Here is an 18,943-nt window from a genome sequence, read left to right on the forward strand (position 1 = left end):
AATAAGGGTAATAACACAAGTCTGTGGGGGATGAACATGTTATCCAAACGTGAAGAAGAAAGACGAAACCAATTAGAAGTAGTGGCTTTAGATGAATTAGTGCCTCAAGATCATCTTGTACGGAAAATAGATCAAGCAATCGATTTTGACTTCATTTATGATCTTGTCAAAGATCATTATAGTTCCGACAATGGTAGACCAAGTGTTGATCCTGTTGTTCTCATTAAGATGGTCTTAATCCAATATCTATTTGGTATTCGCTCTATGCGTCAAACCATTAAAGAAATTGAAACTAACGTGGCTTATCGTTGGTTTATTGGATATGGGTTTTCGGAGAAAATCCCGCACTTTTCTACCTTCGGTAAAAACTACGTGAGACGCTTCCACGATACAGATTTATTTGAACAAATTTTTTATCGAATCTTAAGAGAAGCGATGAAAAAAGGGTTCGTTGACCCTTCAATTGCCTTCATTGATTCCACTCATGTCAAGGCGAATGCCAATAAGAAGAAACTTGAAAAGAAAGTCGTTCGAGTAGAGACGAGAAGTTATCAAAATCAGCTCCATGAGGAGATCAATATTGATCGTGAAGAACATGGAAAAAAGCCCTTACCCCTACAGAATAAAGAAGAAACAAAAGAAGTTAAAGTTAGCACGACTGACCCAGAAAGTGGCTACTATGTAAAGGATGAACGTGAAAAGTCATTTGCTTATTCATTTCATACAGCTTGTGATTCAAAAGGATTTATTTTAGGCTCGTTGGTCACAGGCGGAAATGTTCATGATAGTCGTATGTTGGATTCACTCGTATCAGAGGTATCAGAGAAAGTCGGAAAACCAAATGTAGTCGCAGTAGATGCGGGATATAAAACACCTTATCTCGCTAAGTTTTTAATGGATCAAGAGATAAGACCTGTCATGCCTTACACTCGTCCAAGAACAAAAGCTGGTTATTTGAAAAAGAGTGAATACGTATATGATGCATATTTTGATTGTTACATTTGCCCCAACGGGCAAATTCTCTCTTATCGTACAACGACTAGAGAAGGCTATAAGCAATATGCGTCTGATTCAGAGATATGTAAGTCCTGCTCATATTTAGATAAATGTACACAAAGTCAAAATCACACCAAACAAATTCATCGGCATATTTGGCAGGACTATCTAGATGAAGCAGACCATCTGAGACTGACACAAATGAATAAAGACATTTATGCAAAACGGAAAGAAACAATAGAACGCGTTTTTGCGGATGCAAAAGAAAAGCATGGTATGCGTTGGACGAAACTTCGTGGACTCAAAAAAGTTTCAATGCAGGCGATGCTTACTTTCGCTGCCATGAATCTCAAAAAGCTAGCAAACTGGACATGGAAAGGACCATGTCCAGCGTAAAACACATGATGTTTTTATCAAAAAAATATGAAAACCCCACTTTTACTTGAAGTAAAGGTGGGGTTTGTCTACGGTCTGTGACCCGCTTATGCGGGTCTTTTTGTTGCTCTGGCTACAAAGAAGAAATAACAGCAAAGTGCACCTAGTTCACAAAGCATAATGATCAGGCCCATTGGAAAGGCTGTTTGGCTTCCCGCTAGTCCGACAAGAGGCGTCATGCAGGCGCCTAGCAGCATTTGTGCCACACCGATGAGTGCGGCTGCACTTCCAGCATGCGCGCCGTGATGCTGCATCGCAAGAGACGGGGCAGAGGTGCCGACAATCCCGACGCTTGAGACCACAAAAAAGAGCGGAATAAGAATGCCATACAATCCTGCATCAATGGAGATCATCAAAAATAAGGCAACGCCGCCTAAGGCAGCTGTCAGCAATCCAATACGAAGGACTTTCTCTTCACCTATTTTCGCTGCCACGCGGGCAAATACTTGTCCAGCCGTGATAATGCCAAGACTATTCACCGCAAAGGCAGCACTGAATCCTTGTGGAGAAAGGTGGAAAAGCTCCTGGAGCACAAACGGTGAGCCAGAAATATAAGCAAACATCGCTGCGAATACAAGACCTTGCGAGAGGGCATATCCTACAAAGAGACGGTCACTCGCTAAAATTTTCATGGCGCCAACAATCTGTTGAAAGCCCCCAGTCTGTCTGCGTTCCGCAGGTAAACTTTCTTTTAGTGAAAAAATGGATCTTATCAGCATCAGCGCTCCGAGAATTCCTAATAGAACAAATACACCCTGCCATGTTGTGAAGCGTAAAATCTGTCCGCCCACGATAGGTGCTGCTGCCGGAGCAACTCCGTTGACCAACATCAGCAGTGCAAAGAATTTCGTCATTTCTGATCCTTCATAATGATCTCGCACAATGGCTCGTGCAATGACAATGCCTGCTGAACCAGCGAGTCCTTGAATCAATCTTAAAAGGATGAACGTCCAAATGGATGTGACCACCGTACATAAAAGTGATGCAGCGATAAAAATAATTAAGCCGATCATCAGCAGTTTTCGTCTGCCGATCGTATCACTAATAGGACCTGCAATCAGCTGTCCAAGCGCTAGTCCAATCAGACAAGCCATCAGACTTAATTGGGACAAAGCAGTGCTCGCTTCAAAATCACGCGCAATATTAGGTAAAGCAGGTAAATACATATCCATTGCAAGCGGTGCAAGGGCTGTTAATGACCCAAGCAATGCAGCAAGGAGAAATCGATTTTTTTTCGATTCTTGGGGATAAGATAAAGAACTCATATGATTGCTACACTCCTCGTATACTGCCTCAACACAGCATAATGAATCAAGCGTTCTTTTTCAATGAAAAATTTTCAAATAGGATTCCGTGCAAAATGATTGATCTTTCGAATGAGACTCTTTACATTGAATGAGTAAGAAAAGAACAAGGTCATCGACATGCAAAAATTGCATGATACGTATATCCAGCAAAAGACAACAGGAGGTGCTGACTTGAAGCAGCAAGAGCTGATTATTCGTCAAGCAGTCAAAGAAGATCATGAAGCGATCAGGCATGTACTAATCAAATCCTATTCACAATATGAGCCTCAATTTACAGAGGAAGGCTGGCAAAATTATTCTGCAGCCCTTGCAGCGGCAGTAGATAATCCGAACATGGAGCTGATGCTTGTAGCAGAGCTTGACAGCAAGGTCGTCGGGACGCTTCAAATGTTCCGGTCATCAGAGCAAGCGTATGACAAACCTGAAATGGGCATTACATCAGCCATCGTCCGGTTTTTAGGAGTAGATCCTGATGTTAGGGGAAAAGGAATTGCTGAGTCATTGTTACGTAAAAGCATTGAACTCACGCAATCATGGGGCGAAAATGTCCTGTACCTTCATACATCTGATAAAATGCAGGCTGCCATTCGTCTATATGAAAGAATGGGCTTTGAGCGCGCATTAGATAAAGAATTTGTGAATCAAAATGGAACGCATGTTAAGAGCTATCAATATGTCATCCAGAAAGAACAGACGGCAGGTTCATCACATCACGCATAATAAAAGGAAGAGCACGTCCTCTATGGACAGCTCTTCCTTTTTCAATTTACGCCCACAGTATAAGCGCCCAATAGGATACTTCCCACGAGATGAAACCGAACATAACAAAGAATTTTAACATGCGCTCATAAGGAGAAAGCTTTCGTTCTCTCTTCGTTTTCACCAGCCGCCAATAAAGGGCATAGCCGCAAAAAATGAGGATGATTTGTCCAAGCTGTGTAAGGTTTTCAAGAATCGTGATTCCGTTTATTTATTTCACCTCATCATAGGTCTTCCAGATGTGAATGCAGCAACCCTTTATTTTTTCATAAAAAAAACGGTGTATACTGGAAAGAGAGAAACTAGATGCAGAGGGAGTTGTGACATGTTGTTTTCGCTACAGGCCGATCGTTGGGATCAAGTAATCGAGAGAAAAATCAAATACGATCAGAAAGTTGTGGAACATGCCTGTCTGCTGTTAGACGTACATGGTGAGCAGGCTGTGCTTTTTCACAAGATTGAAGAAGCATTTACGATGAAGGCAGGCGATGGGGATTTGACCATTCCAAAAGGGAGCTATACGACCGCCTATTATTGGAAGGATCGTCCCTACAATTTATATTTCTGGAGAGATGATCAAGGGAAGGAACTAGGGTCTTATTTTAATATTGTGGGGGATACACGTTTCAAAGGCCAGCTGGTCATGTTTGAAGACCTCATTGTTGATCTTCTCGTTCTACCGAATGGTGATTTTTTTGTATTGGATGAAGATGAATTGCCAGAGAGTTTAGCAGATTTTGAACAAGGTTCGGTGAGTCGTGCATTAGAGGGTGTGATGGCTTCATTAGAAAGCTTACTTGATCAAGTGAGGGCAGATGCCGAAGGGAAATATCATCACCGCTTGTTTGAGCCGATGTTGAAATAAAAAACGATTCCTTTAAAGCGAGGAATCGTTTTTTTCTGTTACACTTTGATCCGGTTCAATCGTTTTTGTAAACTGGTTTTCGTTTTAGAAGCTTTTAGCTGTTTGACAGCACTTTGAGCCGATGCTTTATTTTTCTTCGTTCGTTTGGTTTCGGCTTTTTTGACCTTTTGTTTGGCGTCTTTCACTTTCTTTTGATAGGCGACTTGTTTTTTGACTTTGTCGAGCCGGTTTTGCAGGCTTGTTTTTTCTTTGCCTTTGTTTAGCTTTTTGATGGCCGTTTGGGCGCTTTTAATGGCACCTTGTGTTTTGGTTTTTTCGGCTGTTTTCACCTTTGCACGTGCCGAGCGGATATCAATCGTTCCTTGTACCTTTTTCACCCGTTTCGTGAGTGCTGTTTTTTGTTTACTTGCTGTAAGTCGTCCAATTCTCGTTTTGGCTTGATCGACATCTGCCTGTTTTTTAGATGTTTCGGCTTTTTTGACAGCGCTGGTCGCAGCCTTTACAAAGGTGGACTGTGGTATATATTGCACGCGGCCATAGCCGAATTGTGAATCCTTCCCTTTTGCACCAAGATCCACTGTATAGCTGCGCAATAAGGTGCGAAGCTGCCCATTTGTTTTCTTCGGATGAAGCTGCTTCAACAGCGCCAGCATGCCTGTGACATGCGGCGTGGCTTGTGAAGTACCTGTTGCATACCAATATTCATTCTTTAAATAAGTGCTAATGACGTTCTGGCCAGGGGCAGAAAATTCAATGCCTTTCCCTGTATTTGAGATAGACGCGAGTTTGTCTTTGTCCGTCGTTGCAGAAACAGCAATGACGCTATTGTAAGCGGCAGGGTAGCTAATGTCATTCTTTTTCCCATCATTTCCGCTTGCAGCCACAACGAGCAGTCCTTTTTTATATGCTTCATCCACTGCTGAACGCAAGATAGGAATATTATCTTCGAAACCTAGACTGAGATTCATAATATCCATCTTATTGCTGATCGCCCAATCGATGCCTCGAAGCAGGCTGTACAGATCGCCTTCTCCTTTTTTATCTAACACTTTCACAGCATACAGCTTCGCGCCAGAAGCAACGCCGACTGTGCCGTAATCGTTATTGAGCGCACCAATCGTTCCAGCGACATGTGTGCCGTGCCCTTCATCATCTTTATAGGAGGATGTGTAGTTCACGAATGATTTACCGCCGGTTACCTTTAAATCCTCATGTGGAGAAATACCAGTATCTAAAACGGCTACCTTCACATTTTTCCCCGTGACGCCTTCTTTTATCGCTTGCTTTACATTCAGCTTTTGCAGGTTGTAAGATTTTTGAACTAATAGATTCTGACCCGTAGCGGCAGCGGTTTTTTTCATAGTAGAAGAAGCGAGTTTGACCTTCACGTTTTTTGACACGTATGCGATGTTTGGGTCTTTTTTGAGTGACGAGACGGCTTGTTCATCTGCTGTCACAGCGACAGCAGGAAGATGTATGTACTGTGCATTCACTTTTTCACTTTCTTCAATAGCTGTTTGCTTTCCTTTTTGGTTTTTATAGACGATAATGACATCTGTTTCTTTTGGCGGTGCAGCTGCCTGCGAATGGATAGGCAAAGCAGTTGTCAACGCAAGAAGAAACGCGATGACTACAACGATTTTCTTTTTCAAGGCGATAGCTCCTTGCATACGATGACCTCCGTCTTTTTTTCTCTATTATATCGGAGAAATGAGAAGGATGGTTAGAAGAATCATATTGTTTGTCAGAAAGTTTTTTTACAAGTAACCTGAAATTGAAATTCATACAATTCTAGTAGACAATAGAGAGATCATAATAAGAGAAAGTAGGATATGCTGATGAACGTAAAAGAGTATATGACGTATGATGCAATTGGCTTGGCAGCACTTGTGCGGAATAAGCAGGTATCGCCTGAGGAGCTTATGCAGGCTGCATTTGCTAGATTGAATGAGGTCAATCCTGAACTAAATGCGGTGATTCAGACAAGACAAGATCAAGTAGTAAAGGAGAGTCAGTCCTTACAGACGCATCAGCCGTTTGCGGGCGTTCCATTTGTACTGAAAAATATATCGCAAGGGCTGGAAAATGAACCGCTGACAGCAGGTGCTGCATTGTTAAAGGATGTAAAGGCAAAAACGGACTCCTACTTTGTCCAGCGATTGAAGCAGGCTGGATTTCTCATGATGGGTCATACAAACACACCAGAATTCGGATTAAGAAATGTCACAGAACCTGCTTTGCATGGTCCAACGAGAAATCCTTGGAATCCTAACTATTCCCCTGGTGGTTCAAGTGGCGGAACAGCAGCAGCTGTTGCAAGCGGCATCGTCCCTGCTGGTGGAGCAAGTGACGGCGGAGGGTCTATTCGGATTCCGGCATCCTTTACAGGTTTGTTCGGTCTTAAACCAACACGAGGAAGAACGCCGGTAGGACCAGGCGCAGGAAGGCAGTGGCAAGGGGCTTCCATTGATTTTACACTCACAAAAACAGTGCGTGACAGTGCAGCGCTTCTTGATCTGCTTCAAGTCATTCAGCCGGAAGCGGCTTTTCAAACGCCATTATATGATGGCAGCTATCAAGACGATCTGGTGAAACGTACATCTTCTATGCGAATTGCTTACAGTGTGGAATCTCCAGTAGGTACGAAGGTCAGTGAGGAAGCGAAGCGGGCGGTGCAGCAAACAGTAAAATGGCTGAGTGAGCAAGGGCATCAAGTAGAAGAAGCAGGGCCGGCAATAGATGGTGTTCATCTCATGCAGCAATATTACGTCATGAACAGCGGAGAAATGTCTGCATTATTTACGTCCTTGGCTCGTTCATTAGGGCGTCCAGTAAAGCCGGAAGAAACGGATATCGTCGCATGGGTGCTGGCGGAGGCTGGCAAGAATGTAACAGCAGCTGCTTATACAGAAAGCCTTGATGCATGGGATATGGCGGCTGCACAAATGGCGTCATTTCATCAAACCTATGATCTCTTTGTGACGCCAGCGACTGCATATTCAGCTCCTAAGATTGGTGAACTGATGCATTCGAAAGAGGAAACTGCTGAACTTTTACGTGTGTCATCCCTCTCAATGCAAGCACAGCAGGAGCTCATTTATGACATGTTCTTAAAGAGTTTGACCTACACACCATTTACACAGCTTGCCAACTTAACGGGTCAGCCTTCTATGAGCGTTCCCGTTCATCTCACTGAGGCGGGCATGCCTTTAGGCGTACAGGTAACAGCACCTAAGGGAAAAGAGGATTGGCTGCTTCGGCTTGCAGCGGAAATGGAGACATCCTCGATTTGGAAAGGAACAAATCAAATCATACGCTGAAACGACATTTGTCTTTGGAGGGAAAGGAGTGTCACATGTGAGCACGAAGGACAAAATCATTCAAACGGCTGCACTTCTTTTACGAAAACAGGGGTATTATGCGACAGGGTTGAATCAAATCATTCGAGAGAGCGGTACGCCGAAAGGATCTCTTTATTATTACTTTCCAAACGGAAAAGAAGAGCTGGCCATAGCAGCCGTTGAATATATTAGTCAAAAGGTCATCAATCGAATTGAAGAAAGCTTTGCCTATTCGGATGAACCGTATATCGCCATTGACCGTTTTATGACAAACATCATTCGGGGATTTATGGAGCAGGAAAATGAAAGAGGGATACCGATTGTCTTGCTGGCGGCAGAATCCAAGCCAGAACATACGCAGCTTCATACTGCATGTAAACAAGAAATGATCCGCTGGCAAAAGCTTGTGAAAGAAAAGCTCATGAACAGCGGATATGAAGAAAACAAAGCGGATGAGTTGGCCTCTCTCCTTCAGTCAATGGTGATTGGGGGTCTATCGATGACCACAGCACTCAAACAAACGACCCCGTTAGAACACGTAAAATGTTACCTTAGACACTTATTTATGCGAGAAGAGTAAAATCTCTCGCATATTGTCTATCTATTATATCAATTGGTCTATATAATAAAGATAGTCAATTAGTCATGAGGAGTGATGGGATGTCGGAGCAACTGGAATCGATCAAACAATCCGAAGGTACCTCTTTTTATACCGTGTCCGGTTCAGGGGAGCTGTATGGTCTAGAGAATCAGCTTGTTCATGTGCTGGCAGAAGCAAATCAAACAAATCAGCTGTTTGAGCTTGTCTTAATCACGGGTGGGAAAGGGGCTTATTTTCCACTGCATTGTCATGAGCACTTATTTGAAACCATTTTCGTGCTGGAAGGAAAGCTTGAAGTGATACTAGACGGTAAAAAATATATGGTCACAGCCTTCGATTATATTCATATCCCGCCTAAAACAATTCATGGCTACAGAATGCATAGTCATAAAACAAGATTTATTTCATATACGCTGGGCGGGCAAATGACGGATGTTTATCAGCAAATAGGGAAAAGGCTCTTGCAAAATGAATGGACGATGACTGATCAGGCTTTCGATGCAGCCAGCTTTCAGCAAGCTGAAAAAGAAAGCGATCTCATGCTGATACATGGTATCAGGCAGCTGTCCAATACAACCAAGCCCTCCGTTTTATTTCATAGTCAGCTCCCGCGCGCAGTGCAGCCCTATGTATTAGAGGCAGGTGAAGGGAAGCAATACATTGTTGAAGGTCAGCTTCATGAGCTGATTGCAACAACGGAAACAACAGGAGGCGGATTCAGTCATTTTGTGATTGAAGGCGCAAAGGGAAAGTATTTTCCTCCGCATTATCATCAAGTGCATACAGAAGCACTTTATTGTGTTGAAGGCAGAATGAATCTTCAGTTAAACGGAGAGCATATTTGCTTGATGCCTGGGGATTTTGCCTATATTCCTCCGAATACCATTCACTCGTATGAATTAGAATCTCATTCCAATAAATTTTTGCTTTTGCTGCTTCCAGGAAAGATTGAGCAGTTGTATGAGCAGTTTGACGAATCACAAAGCCCGAGTATATGTCCTTATTTTATTCAAAAAGGGAACCTAATGTTCGATCGAGAGGTTTCATCTCAATATGATTTGGTTTTTGTCGAAAATGAATAAGCGTGTAACGCGTTACACAAGGTTCAGTAAGAGCCTGTCGAAACCATCGGCGGGTTTTTTGTTTTCCTATATTCCAGAATGAATGCATGAACTCTTCATTCAAGGCGAAGCTATGTACGGAGGACTTGAGCAAAAGGAGGACATATATGTGAGAGCTGTTACCTATCAAGGGAAACATCGAATTGCAGTGAAAAAAGTAGACACGCCGTCTATACAAGATCGAGAAGATGTGATTGTACGGATTACGTCTACTGCAATTTGCGGGTCAGATTTACATTTGTATCAGGGCAATTTCCCGCTGCCCATCGGCTATGTGATTGGACATGAGCCAATGGGGATTGTGGAGGAAGTTGGACCTGATGTCACGGCAGTAAAAAAAGGAGACCGTGTCGTTATTCCATTTACCGTTGCATGTGGTCAATGCCAATATTGTCACCATCACTTAGAAAGTCAATGCGATCACTCGAACCCGCATTATGATTCGGGTGGACTTTTCGGATATAGTGAGAAATTTGGAAATTACCCTGGTGGACAGGCAGAATATTTACGCGTACCCTTTGGAAACTACACCCCGTTTAAGGTGCCGGAAGATTGCGAGCTAGAGGATGAACAACTGCTGTTCTTATCAGATGTCCTGCCGACTGCCTATTGGAGCGTCGAGCATGCAGGGGTGAAAAAAGGAGACACAGTCATTGTGTTAGGCTGTGGACCCGTTGGGCTGATGGCGCAGCAATTTGCATGGCAAAAAGGGGCTGAACGTGTGATTGCGGTTGATTATATTGATTACCGCCTCCATCACGCAAAACGAATGAGCGGCGTAGAAGTATTTGATTTTACAGAAGATGCCGACATGGGAGAAACGTTAAAGGAGCTCACCAAGGGTGGAGCCGATGTTGTCATTGATTGTGTGGGAATGGACGGGAAGAAGTCTCCGCTTGAAAAAATTGAGCAGAAACTCAAGCTCCAAGGCGGAACGATTGGACCAATTCAAATTGCCACAAAAGCTGTTCGTAAATGTGGAACCGTGCAGCTGACTGGTGTGTATGGAGGACTGTACAACATGTTCCCATTAGGCGCCTTCTTCGCAAGAAACGTCACGCTGAAAATGGGACAAGCCCCAGCAAGAGGATACATGTCAAAGCTTTATCAAAAAGTGACAACCGGTGAAATTGATCCGAGAGCGATCATCACACATCAATTACCTTTAGATGATGCTGCTCATGCGTATCACATATTCAACGAAAAGCAGGATGACTGTATCAAGGTCATCTTAAAGCCATAAAAAAAGACAAAGAGCTAAAATAAACATCATTTTAGCCCTTTGAGGGCATAGGAAACTCCTATGCCTTTAATGTGTTCGCGTCTACCATTTTTTCGATTAATTCAAAAAATGTTTTTTTATCTTCTTCTGAAAGATGGTTGAACAGATGATTGACAAGCAGTTGGCGATTGCCGATCATTTGTTTGGCAATTTGTTCACCCGTTTCAGAGAGTGTAATCCATACTGTACGGCGGTCATTACTATTTCGAGAGCGGATAATTAGCCCTTCATCTTCTAAGTGATTGAGAGCGGTTGTTGTTGCAGAGGGAGATAATGAAACTTCCTGCAGAATATTTTTCACAGTACATGATTGATGGCGATAAATGATGCGCAAAATAAACCCTTTCACATTCGTGACGTTTTTTGGAATGTTCTCTTCATCTATTCGTTTCGTCGCCTTTAAATACTTTGTCAGCGCATGGTCTAACAAACTTGCCTCTAGCTCGAAATGTTGCATTCTCCATACCTCTTTTCCTATTGCATTCGCATTTTCCGATCAATTACTAGGTCTATCTTATCATAATAGTTATCATCATTTAAACCAAAATGGAAGACGGCTATAAAATTACCTATATTATCAATTAATATAAAGAACAATTCCAAAATGAAATGATTTTACTTTCAGCTGGTTTTATTTTAGAATGTGAATGAGATAAAATCTGCCAACCCATTCACTGGAAATTGGCTATTGTAAATCAAACGTTTGGAGATGAAGATATTGAATACATTACAGGCATTACTTAACGACAGAATGGAACGCTCTTCACAAATTGAAGCGGTAACTGGCGGAGGTGTGTCTTATACATTTGAAGAATATGCAAAACGTATTGATCAGCTCGCTCATTACTTACATCAAAAGGGAATTCGAAAAGGTGACCGTGTTTGCTTTATTTGTCAAAACCATCACCACTTTTCAACGATTATGCTGGCAGCCATCAAAGCAGGTGCAGTCGCAGTTCCGCTTAGCTGGCAGCTTACTTCTTTTGAGCTGGAAGGTATCTTGAAAAAAGCAGAGCCAAAGGCTTTATTTTTTGACCGTGAATTCCGTGACATCATTGCGGCAGTGAATGTGTCTTTAGAAGATTGCCTAATGGTGGAATCCGGTGTCAATGCGAAAACAACACAGCTGTTTGAAGACATTTTAGCATCAAATGATGGAAGTAACCTTGCTGAAGAGGTATCAGAAGAGGATCTAGCGATGATTTTATTCACCTCTGGGACAACGGGCAATCCAAAGGGCTGTATGGTCGGACATGGACGAATCTATCAATTTTTAACAAGACATGGGAATCGAGGATTCGATCTGAAAGGTAAACGATACTTGGCGAGTCATCCTCTGTATCATATGAGTTCAATTAATCATCTGATTGCAGCTGCGATTGAAGGGTATACACTAGTCTTCTTACACGATGCAACGCCGAAGCGCATTTTAGAAACGATTGAGAAAGAAAGAATTACATTTATGATGGCTTTTCCATCAGCCTATACGTACATGCTAGAAGAAATGAAGCGCGGTTCGTACGATCTTTCATCTTTTGAAATTGCGATTTCTGGCGGTACGAAGGTGCCGGTACGCTTAATCAAAGATTACAAAGAAGTGGGCATTCAGATGATGCATGGCTACGGGAGTACGGAAGCATGGGTTGTGAGTGCGTGGCATCCAGCGATGGGCGAGGATAAAATGGGCTCTGCCGGTAAAGTGGATCCAGATGTAGAAGTGAAAATCGTGCATCCTGAGACAGAAGAGACACTGTCAGCTGGAGAAATTGGCGAAGTCGTCATGAAAAGCCCATTTTATTTCTTAGGCTACTATCATCAGCCTGACGCTACAGAGAAGGTGCTCAAAGATGGCTGGTTCCATATGGGAGATGCAGGATATCTAGACGAAGACGGTTTTCTTTATATCACAGGCAGATACAAAGATGTGATTCTGTATGGAGGAGATAATATTTACCCTGACCAAGTGGAAGAGGTCATTGATCAAATTCCAGGTGTGATTGAATCAGCTGTCATTGGGGTACCAGACGACTTATATGGTGAAGTGCCAAGTGCGTATATTGTAAAAGACGAATCCGTCGATTTTTGCGAAGAAGATGTGTTGGACTACTGCAAGGAACGTTTGGCAGATTACAAAGTACCGTCCATTCATTTCACACAGAAACTGCCAAAAAACAAACTTGGTAAAATCATGAAAAAAGATTTACGTGAATTGGTTGTGAATGCGTAGTACCTATTCTGCTATAATGAAATTTGAATGACTTTTTGTTTTCGGACGTTTTGGAGGGAAAGGGTTTGCGACATATTCTTCGTAAGAAACACATTCATGATTTGTTAGAACAGAGCAGGCAGCAAAAGGTAAAGAAAACGCTGGGCGGGCTTGATCTCACGCTTCTTGGTATAGGGGCAGTGATCGGCACGGGGGTCATGGTGTTAACCGGAATTACAGCGGCTAAGGATGCAGGGCCGGCTGTCATTTTCTCCTTTGCCATCGCAGCGATTGTGTGCAGTTTGGCAGCACTTTGCTATGCAGAAATGGCTTCCGCGTTGCCTGTATTCGGCAGTGCATACATTTATTCATATACAACGATGGGCGAGCTTGTCGGTCATTTGATGGGATGGACGTTATTGTCCGTTTATATGCTGACTGCTTCAGCCGTCGCCAGTGGCTGGTCGAGTTATTTTAACAGTTTGCTTGAGGGGTTTGGAATGTCAATCCCTCATCAATTTTTAGCGGGGCCAGAGCAAGGCGGATATATGAATCTGCCAGCGATTATCATTGCCTTACTGATTGCGTGGATCTTATCTAGAGGAACGAAGGAAAGTAAAAAATTCAATAATATCATGGTGTTTGTGAAGCTTGGTATTATTGTTCTTTTCATTGTAGTAGGCGGATTTTACGTACAACCAGCCAATTGGCAGCCGTTTATGCCGTTTGGTGCAGAAGGTGTCATTGCCGGTGCCGCTGCTGTGTTTTTTGCCTTTTTAGGATTTGATGCCATTTCTGCTTCTGCGGAAGAGGTGAAAAATCCCCAGCGGAACCTGCCAATTGGTATTATCGCTTCATTGCTCATTTGCACGGTCATTTACATTGTCGTTTGTTTGGTCATGACAGGTATGGTGCATTATACAAATTTGAATGTCACAGAGGCTATGTCCTATGTGCTGCAAAGTGTGCATCAAAATAGCGTAGCCGGTATTATTTCTGTTGGTGCGGTCATTGGATTAATGGCTGTGATTTTCGCCAATAATTATGCAGCAACTCGGATTGCCTATGCGATGGGCCGAGACGGTCTTTTGCCAAAAGTATTTTCGAAAACAGACAAGAGCGATACGCCTGTTGCAAGCACATGGATGATTGGCGGAATGACAGCTGTTATTTCAGGGTTTATTGACTTAAAGGATCTGTCTAACTTAGCGAATATCGGGGCTCTATTGACGTTTGCTATGGTGAGTTTATCTGTGCTTATTTTGAGAAAGACACATCAACAGCTTGAACGGGGATTCCGTGTTCCATTTGTGCCGATCTTGCCGATGATTTCAATGGGCTGCTGCTTGTTCCTGATGCTCAATTTACCAGGCCGTACGTGGCTTTACTTCGGCGTTTGGCTGTTAATCGGTGTCGTCATGTACGCAGCGTATTCAAACAAACATAGTGAATTAGCGAAAGCTTCATAAGAAAAAGGTGCAAATCCGTTGACGATTTGTGCCTTTTTTCATACGATTTGGGATAAGCTATAAAAGTGATGATGGACGGAACAAGAGGAGGATGAGGGATATGATTAGCGTTAGTCCTTATATTGTGGTAGACGATGTCAAGGAATCTCTTCAATATTATCAGGGGATTTTTGGTGGGGATATTCATATCTTAAATGAACATCAAGACCGTGTGCTGCATGCTGAATTGCACCTTGGAGAATCGTTGCTTCACTTTTCAGATACGTTTGGCCACACACCAAAGCCAGAAAATGTAAGATTCATCATGCAGTTTGACAATGAAGAAGAATTAAAAGCAGTATATGAGGCGCTGGAAGCTGACGGAGATGTATTGGTTGAATTACAGGATACGTTCTTTGGTGCACTTCACGGTCAAGTACAGGACCGTAAAAATGGGTTGATCTGGGTGCTGAATTATATGAAATAAACCAAGACCTTCACTTTTGTGAAGGTTCAGCGTGTAGACAAACCCTCGCATTCGGTGTCAGTCCTGCGCGCCGGTACTCACGAATGTCAAATTCGCTCCGTTCCGGTGCTCGTCCTTCCTAGAATGGCAAAGGTTTTCTATCACGCTGAAAAGAAGACAAAGGGCTAAAAATAAAAATCATTTTATCCCTTTGTCAACAATCTGAGACCTTCACCTTTGTGAAGGTTTTTTTGGGAGTGTTTTTATTTTCTGAAGAATGGAAAATATGCTATGTTGGAAGAATCATAGGACAAGGAGAAGGGTGGCGAAGGAATGGAGCAAATTGAGTTTCGATCGATCCAAACAAATGGTGTAACACTTCACACAGCAATGGCTGGATCTGAGGATGGCCCGCTGCTTATACTGTTGCACGGGTTTCCTGAGTTCTGGTACGGCTGGAAGAACCAAATCATGCCCCTGGCTGAGGCAGGCTATCGTGTCGTCGTTCCTGACCAAAGAGGCTACCATCTAAGTGATAAGCCAGAAAGAATTGAATCCTACGTATTAGATCAGCTGAGAGATGATATCGTGGGGCTGATTAAGACGCTTAGTCCGAATCAAAAGGCGATTGTAGGTGGTCATGATTGGGGCGGAGCTGTTGCTTGGCATTTGGCATCCACACGTTCTCAATATGTAGAGAAATTAATCATCGTCAACATGCCACATCCACGTGTGATGATGAAGGTTCTTCCGTTTCATCCGCCACAGTGGAAGAAAAGCTCCTATATCGCTTTCTTTCAGCTTCCGAATGTGCCAGAGGCAGCTCTTCAAGATAATCACTATCAGCGGCTGGATGAAGCCATTGGGCTGTCTGCACGGCCACATTTATTTACAAAAGAAGATGTATCAAGATATAAGCTGGCTTGGACGCAGCCAGGTGCCATAACCTCAATGTTGAATTGGTATCGTGCCATCAAAAAAGGCGGGTTTGAAAAGCCAATATCTAAACGCATTTTAGTACCTGTTCGCATGATTTGGGGAATGGAAGACAAGTTTTTAAGCAGAAAATTGGCGAAGGAATCGATAAAGATTTGCCCAAATGGTCAGCTGATTTTTGTCGATGATGCTTCTCATTGGATCAATCATGAAAAACCAGAAGTGGTGAACAAACTCATCCTCGAATTTTTGAACTAATGAAAAAAGCTCCAGTCCGAGGACTAGAGCTTTTTTGATTTACCCAATATGATTCTTTTTTAACGAACTTGATTCGTCGTCCCAGCATTCAATGTTCTCATTGTTTGGAACGGCATTTTTATAAAAGACAGGATCTTTCCCCTCTTTTTTCTGCCGTGAATAATCCTGTAAGGCTGCAAAGGCGACTTTAGACAGCATCATAATGGCAATGAGGTTGACGATGACCATTAACCCCATAAACAAGTCGGCAAGATTCCAAACAAAAGGTACACTTGCTACAGCACCGAATAAAACCATGGCAATGACCGCAATACGGTATCCAATCAACCATGCTTTGCTTGATTTCAGGAACTCAATGTTCGTTTCACCATAGTAATAATTTCCGATCAGCGTACTAAACGCAAATAAGAAAACCATAATGGCAAGAACACCAGAAGCCCAAGGACCGATGTGTTCACTCAAAGATGCTTGAGTGAGCGCAATACCTGTTAATTTTGTCGTTTTATATGCACTTGAGAAAAGAACGATAAAGGCAGTACTTGTACAAATAATCAGGGTATCAATTAAGACACCAAATGCTTGAATGAGTCCTTGCTTTACAGGGTGGCTCGTTACGGCAGCTGCAGCAGCGTTTGGTGCGCTACCCATCCCAGCTTCGTTTGAGAATAGACCCCGTTTGATCCCTTCCATAATGACGGCACCCATGGTACCACCTGCAAACTGCTCAATACCGAATGCATGTGAAATAATCGTCTGGATAACACCAGGCAGTTCAGTAATGTTTGTAATCATGACAAAAAGAGCAATACCGATATAAGCGACAGCTAAGAAGACGACAATGTATTCTGCCATCTTGGCAATTGTTTTGACCCCGCCGAAGATGATGATACTAAATCCAAGTGCCATAATGACGCCTACAATCAAACGATTTGTGCCAAATGAATTTTCAAAAGCAATGGTAATAGTGTTCGACTGTACAGCGTTAAAGACAATACCGAAAGAAATGGTGATTAATACAGCAAATAAGATCCCCATCCAGCGTTTCTTTAAGCCTCTTTCAATATAGTAAGCCGGACCACCGCGGAAGCCTGATCCATCTTTTACTTTATAAACTTGGGCAAGCGTACTTTCAACAAAGCTTGACGCAGAACCGATAATGGCTAGAATCCACATCCAAAAAATTGCGCCAGGACCACCCATGGCAATAGCAATGGCAATCCCAGTAATGTTCCCAGTTCCAACCCGAGCCGCCATACTAATAGCAAATGCTTGGAATGGTGACACGCCAGATTTTTGTTTGCTTGTTCCTTCTTTCAAAACGATGACCATTTCCTTGAGCATACGCACCTGAAGGAAACGAGACCTGAATGTGAAATAAAGGCCGACAAGAATTAATAGTGCAACAATAATATATGACCATAGAAAACCATTTGCTGTTGTTAATAAACCATTCATAACATCACCTCTTCTAATTCATCCTATTTCTTAAAAAATACTGAGATCCCACTCTTTGGCGAGCTTTTTCAGCATCATGACACCGGTAATACTATTTCCGCAATCATCAATAGCGGGACCATATATGCCAATTCCACAGCCTGTCTGAAACGGGAATTCTCTTCTTGCGCTTGGCGGAACGCAAGCCATAATTCCTCCAGACACACCACTTTTGGCGGGTACGCCTACGAAAGCAGCAAAATTACCAGATGCATTATACATGCCGCATGTCAGCATCAATGCCTTTGTTAGTCTTGCGATATCTTTTGGGATGACTTGGACTTGTTTAAAGGGATGGTATCCATCACTTGAAATAATCAGTCCAATCAAGGCGATGTCCTCAGTTGTAACCTCGATGGAACATTGCTTTAAATACACTTCTAATGTCTCCTCGACATCTGATTCTAAGTAATTGGTTTCTTTTAAGTAATAAGCAAGAGCACGATTGCGATGCGCAGTTGCCCATTCTGATTGATAAACCTCTTCATCAACAGATGGACGCTTTCCTATTAAGTTTTCGATTAAATCGAAAATATATGCTAGCTTTTCTGTAGAAGTCTTTCCAGGAAGGATGGAGGATACGGTAATAGCTCCAGCATTAATCATTGGATTAAAGGGCTTCCCTGGTTTATGCATCTCAAGACGATAGATGGAATTAAATGCATCACCAGTTGGCTCTACATCTACCCGATCCAAGACGTAAGGAACGCCTCTTCCTAAACAGGCAGCTATAAAGCTGATGACTTTTGAGATACTTTGCAGGGTAAAGGGAACGTCCCAATCACCATATCGTACAGATGATCCATCTGGGCCTATCACGCTAATACCAAGTTGAGAGGAATTCACTTTTCCGAGTGCTGGAATGTAGCCAGCATTTTGTCCATTTTTGTAATATGGTCGTATTTCTTCTGCCCATTGATTAACAGAAGACTGGCATGCGTGTTGTGTATTATTAGAAATTGCTGTTTTCATACGATTCCTCCAATCAAAAATCAAAAAGTACCCTATTGAATTGGCGGATGACAAAAAATGCGATCAAATAGGCACGAAAACATGTTACACATCTTCAAAGAACTTGTCATGCGCTGCTTGTACCACTCCTTTACACCTAAATATATGTTCAAATGAAGGCTTTGGCGGCGAAAAAACAAAAAGGGTTTTTAGCGAAAATTCAGAAAACGCTTACATATAGTTTCACTAAAATTGTTCATTCAATTTATCTTGGAAACTACACAATCTGACGAAAAACTACAGAAAAACTTACAAATAAAAATCAGTTTGTCGATCATTGTCTAAACAATTCCCATTATTGTAGACAATCACCAAAACTTTGAATAGCTGAAAGGTCACCACGCCGCCTCGGAGAATAGTCATAAAAAAGGATTTTGGGGAAACAAGAAGCAGTGAAAATTATTTTTTTGCACATTG

17 protein-coding genes are annotated in these 18,943 nt (G+C 42.6%); 11 read left to right on the top strand and 6 right to left on the bottom strand.

Going from position 1 to position 18,943, the window contains the following annotated elements:
- Window positions 1-36 precede the first annotated feature (36 nt).
- Window positions 37-1,392 carry an IS1182 family transposase gene (locus C5695_RS01450; protein WP_117728482.1) on the top strand — a complete coding sequence of 452 codons (1,356 nt, stop codon included), beginning with the start codon at window positions 37-39 and terminating at the stop codon, window positions 1,390-1,392.
- An 86-nt stretch (window positions 1,393-1,478) separates the two neighbouring features.
- Here the strand turns inward: C5695_RS01450 and C5695_RS01455 are convergent, their stop codons facing one another.
- Window positions 1,479-2,696, bottom strand: coding sequence for a multidrug effflux MFS transporter (locus tag C5695_RS01455; RefSeq protein ID WP_117728484.1), 1,218 nt, complete (start codon window positions 2,694-2,696; stop codon window positions 1,479-1,481).
- 213 nt (window positions 2,697-2,909) lie between these two features.
- Here C5695_RS01455 and C5695_RS01460 point away from each other — a divergent pair, with 213 nt between their 5' ends.
- Complete coding sequence (locus C5695_RS01460; protein WP_117728487.1) at window positions 2,910-3,458, top strand: GNAT family N-acetyltransferase; 549 nt, start codon at window positions 2,910-2,912, stop codon at window positions 3,456-3,458.
- 46 nt (window positions 3,459-3,504) lie between these two features.
- On the opposite strand, the gene C5695_RS01465 is transcribed toward C5695_RS01460, so the two are convergent.
- The gene (locus tag C5695_RS01465; RefSeq protein ID WP_117728489.1) at window positions 3,505-3,708 is read right to left on the bottom strand and encodes a hypothetical protein; all 204 of its coding nucleotides are present in this window, start codon (window positions 3,706-3,708) and stop codon (window positions 3,505-3,507) included.
- 114 nt (window positions 3,709-3,822) lie between these two features.
- On the opposite strand from C5695_RS01465, the gene C5695_RS01470 reads away from it, so the two are divergent.
- A complete protein-coding gene (locus C5695_RS01470; RefSeq protein ID WP_187441793.1) occupies window positions 3,823-4,362 on the top strand; it encodes a ribonuclease FAU-1 family protein in 540 nt (179 codons plus the stop codon).
- A gap of 38 nt (window positions 4,363-4,400) precedes the next feature.
- On the opposite strand, the gene C5695_RS01475 is transcribed toward C5695_RS01470, so the two are convergent.
- A complete protein-coding gene (locus C5695_RS01475; protein ID WP_117728491.1) occupies window positions 4,401-6,032 on the bottom strand; it encodes a S8 family peptidase in 1,632 nt (543 codons plus the stop codon).
- Between the two features lie 168 nt (window positions 6,033-6,200).
- On the opposite strand from C5695_RS01475, the gene C5695_RS01480 reads away from it, so the two are divergent.
- From C5695_RS01480 to C5695_RS01495, 4 genes are all read left to right on the top strand, one after another.
- A complete protein-coding gene (locus C5695_RS01480) occupies window positions 6,201-7,682 on the top strand; it encodes an amidase (RefSeq protein ID WP_187441794.1) in 1,482 nt (493 codons plus the stop codon).
- A gap of 37 nt (window positions 7,683-7,719) precedes the next feature.
- Window positions 7,720-8,283 (top strand): TetR/AcrR family transcriptional regulator, encoded by a 564-nt coding sequence (locus C5695_RS01485; protein WP_117732969.1) that lies wholly within the window; start codon window positions 7,720-7,722, stop codon window positions 8,281-8,283.
- Window positions 8,284-8,363: 80 nt separating this feature from the next.
- Window positions 8,364-9,386: a quercetin 2,3-dioxygenase gene (locus C5695_RS01490; RefSeq protein ID WP_117728495.1), complete on the top strand. Its 1,023-nt coding sequence runs from the start codon at window positions 8,364-8,366 to the stop codon at window positions 9,384-9,386.
- A 148-nt stretch (window positions 9,387-9,534) separates the two neighbouring features.
- Window positions 9,535-10,668 (top strand): zinc-dependent alcohol dehydrogenase, encoded by a 1,134-nt coding sequence (locus tag C5695_RS01495; RefSeq protein ID WP_117728497.1) that lies wholly within the window; start codon window positions 9,535-9,537, stop codon window positions 10,666-10,668.
- 58 nt (window positions 10,669-10,726) lie between these two features.
- Here C5695_RS01495 and C5695_RS01500 read toward each other — a convergent pair whose 3' ends face one another.
- On the bottom strand, window positions 10,727-11,164 hold the full coding sequence (locus C5695_RS01500; protein WP_117728499.1) for a MarR family winged helix-turn-helix transcriptional regulator: 438 nt from the start codon (window positions 11,162-11,164) through the stop codon (window positions 10,727-10,729).
- 261 nt (window positions 11,165-11,425) lie between these two features.
- Between C5695_RS01500 and C5695_RS01505 the strand changes: the two genes are divergently transcribed.
- The 4 genes from C5695_RS01505 (at window position 11,426) to C5695_RS01520 (ending at window position 16,021) form a co-directional block, all read left to right on the top strand.
- Window positions 11,426-12,934: a class I adenylate-forming enzyme family protein gene (locus tag C5695_RS01505; protein WP_117728501.1), complete on the top strand. Its 1,509-nt coding sequence runs from the start codon at window positions 11,426-11,428 to the stop codon at window positions 12,932-12,934.
- 65 nt (window positions 12,935-12,999) lie between these two features.
- Window positions 13,000-14,382, top strand: a complete 1,383-nt coding sequence (locus C5695_RS01510; protein ID WP_117728504.1) for an amino acid permease — start codon at window positions 13,000-13,002, stop codon at window positions 14,380-14,382.
- Window positions 14,383-14,482: 100 nt separating this feature from the next.
- A complete protein-coding gene (locus tag C5695_RS01515) occupies window positions 14,483-14,848 on the top strand; it encodes a VOC family protein (protein WP_117728506.1) in 366 nt (121 codons plus the stop codon).
- 312 nt (window positions 14,849-15,160) lie between these two features.
- Window positions 15,161-16,021, top strand: coding sequence for an alpha/beta fold hydrolase (locus C5695_RS01520; RefSeq protein ID WP_117728509.1), 861 nt, complete (start codon window positions 15,161-15,163; stop codon window positions 16,019-16,021).
- A gap of 39 nt (window positions 16,022-16,060) precedes the next feature.
- On the opposite strand, the gene C5695_RS01525 is transcribed toward C5695_RS01520, so the two are convergent.
- Together C5695_RS01525 and C5695_RS01530 are read right to left on the bottom strand one after the other, a co-directional pair.
- Entirely contained in the window at window positions 16,061-17,476 is a 1,416-nt protein-coding gene (locus tag C5695_RS01525; protein ID WP_117728511.1) for an alanine/glycine:cation symporter family protein, read from the bottom strand.
- 30 nt (window positions 17,477-17,506) lie between these two features.
- A complete protein-coding gene (locus tag C5695_RS01530) occupies window positions 17,507-18,487 on the bottom strand; it encodes a glutaminase (RefSeq protein WP_117728513.1) in 981 nt (326 codons plus the stop codon).
- Window positions 18,488-18,943 lie beyond the last annotated feature (456 nt).

Origin of the sequence: Bacillus pumilus (assembly GCF_003431975.1) — a bacterium.
Taxonomy (GTDB): domain Bacteria; phylum Bacillota; class Bacilli; order Bacillales; family Bacillaceae; genus Bacillus; species Bacillus pumilus_N.

What these genes read in the sequence shown, in the direction of transcription:
- C5695_RS01520 (WP_117728509.1), top strand. Translation starts at nt 15,161, where the DNA reads ATGGAGCAAATTGAGTTTCGATCGATCCAAACAAATGGTGTAACACTT.
- C5695_RS01455 (WP_117728484.1), bottom strand. Translation starts at nt 2,696, where the DNA reads ATGAGTTCTTTATCTTATCCCCAAGAATCGAAAAAAAATCGATTTCTC.
- C5695_RS01515 (WP_117728506.1), top strand. Translation starts at nt 14,483, where the DNA reads ATGATTAGCGTTAGTCCTTATATTGTGGTAGACGATGTCAAGGAATCT.
- C5695_RS01490 (WP_117728495.1), top strand. Translation starts at nt 8,364, where the DNA reads ATGTCGGAGCAACTGGAATCGATCAAACAATCCGAAGGTACCTCTTTT.
- C5695_RS01480 (WP_187441794.1), top strand. Translation starts at nt 6,201, where the DNA reads ATGAACGTAAAAGAGTATATGACGTATGATGCAATTGGCTTGGCAGCA.
- C5695_RS01450 (WP_117728482.1), top strand. Translation starts at nt 37, where the DNA reads ATGTTATCCAAACGTGAAGAAGAAAGACGAAACCAATTAGAAGTAGTG.
- C5695_RS01530 (WP_117728513.1), bottom strand. Translation starts at nt 18,487, where the DNA reads ATGAAAACAGCAATTTCTAATAATACACAACACGCATGCCAGTCTTCT.
- C5695_RS01475 (WP_117728491.1), bottom strand. Translation starts at nt 6,032, where the DNA reads ATGCAAGGAGCTATCGCCTTGAAAAAGAAAATCGTTGTAGTCATCGCG.
- C5695_RS01525 (WP_117728511.1), bottom strand. Translation starts at nt 17,476, where the DNA reads ATGAATGGTTTATTAACAACAGCAAATGGTTTTCTATGGTCATATATT.
- C5695_RS01500 (WP_117728499.1), bottom strand. Translation starts at nt 11,164, where the DNA reads ATGCAACATTTCGAGCTAGAGGCAAGTTTGTTAGACCATGCGCTGACA.
- C5695_RS01470 (WP_187441793.1), top strand. Translation starts at nt 3,823, where the DNA reads ATGTTGTTTTCGCTACAGGCCGATCGTTGGGATCAAGTAATCGAGAGA.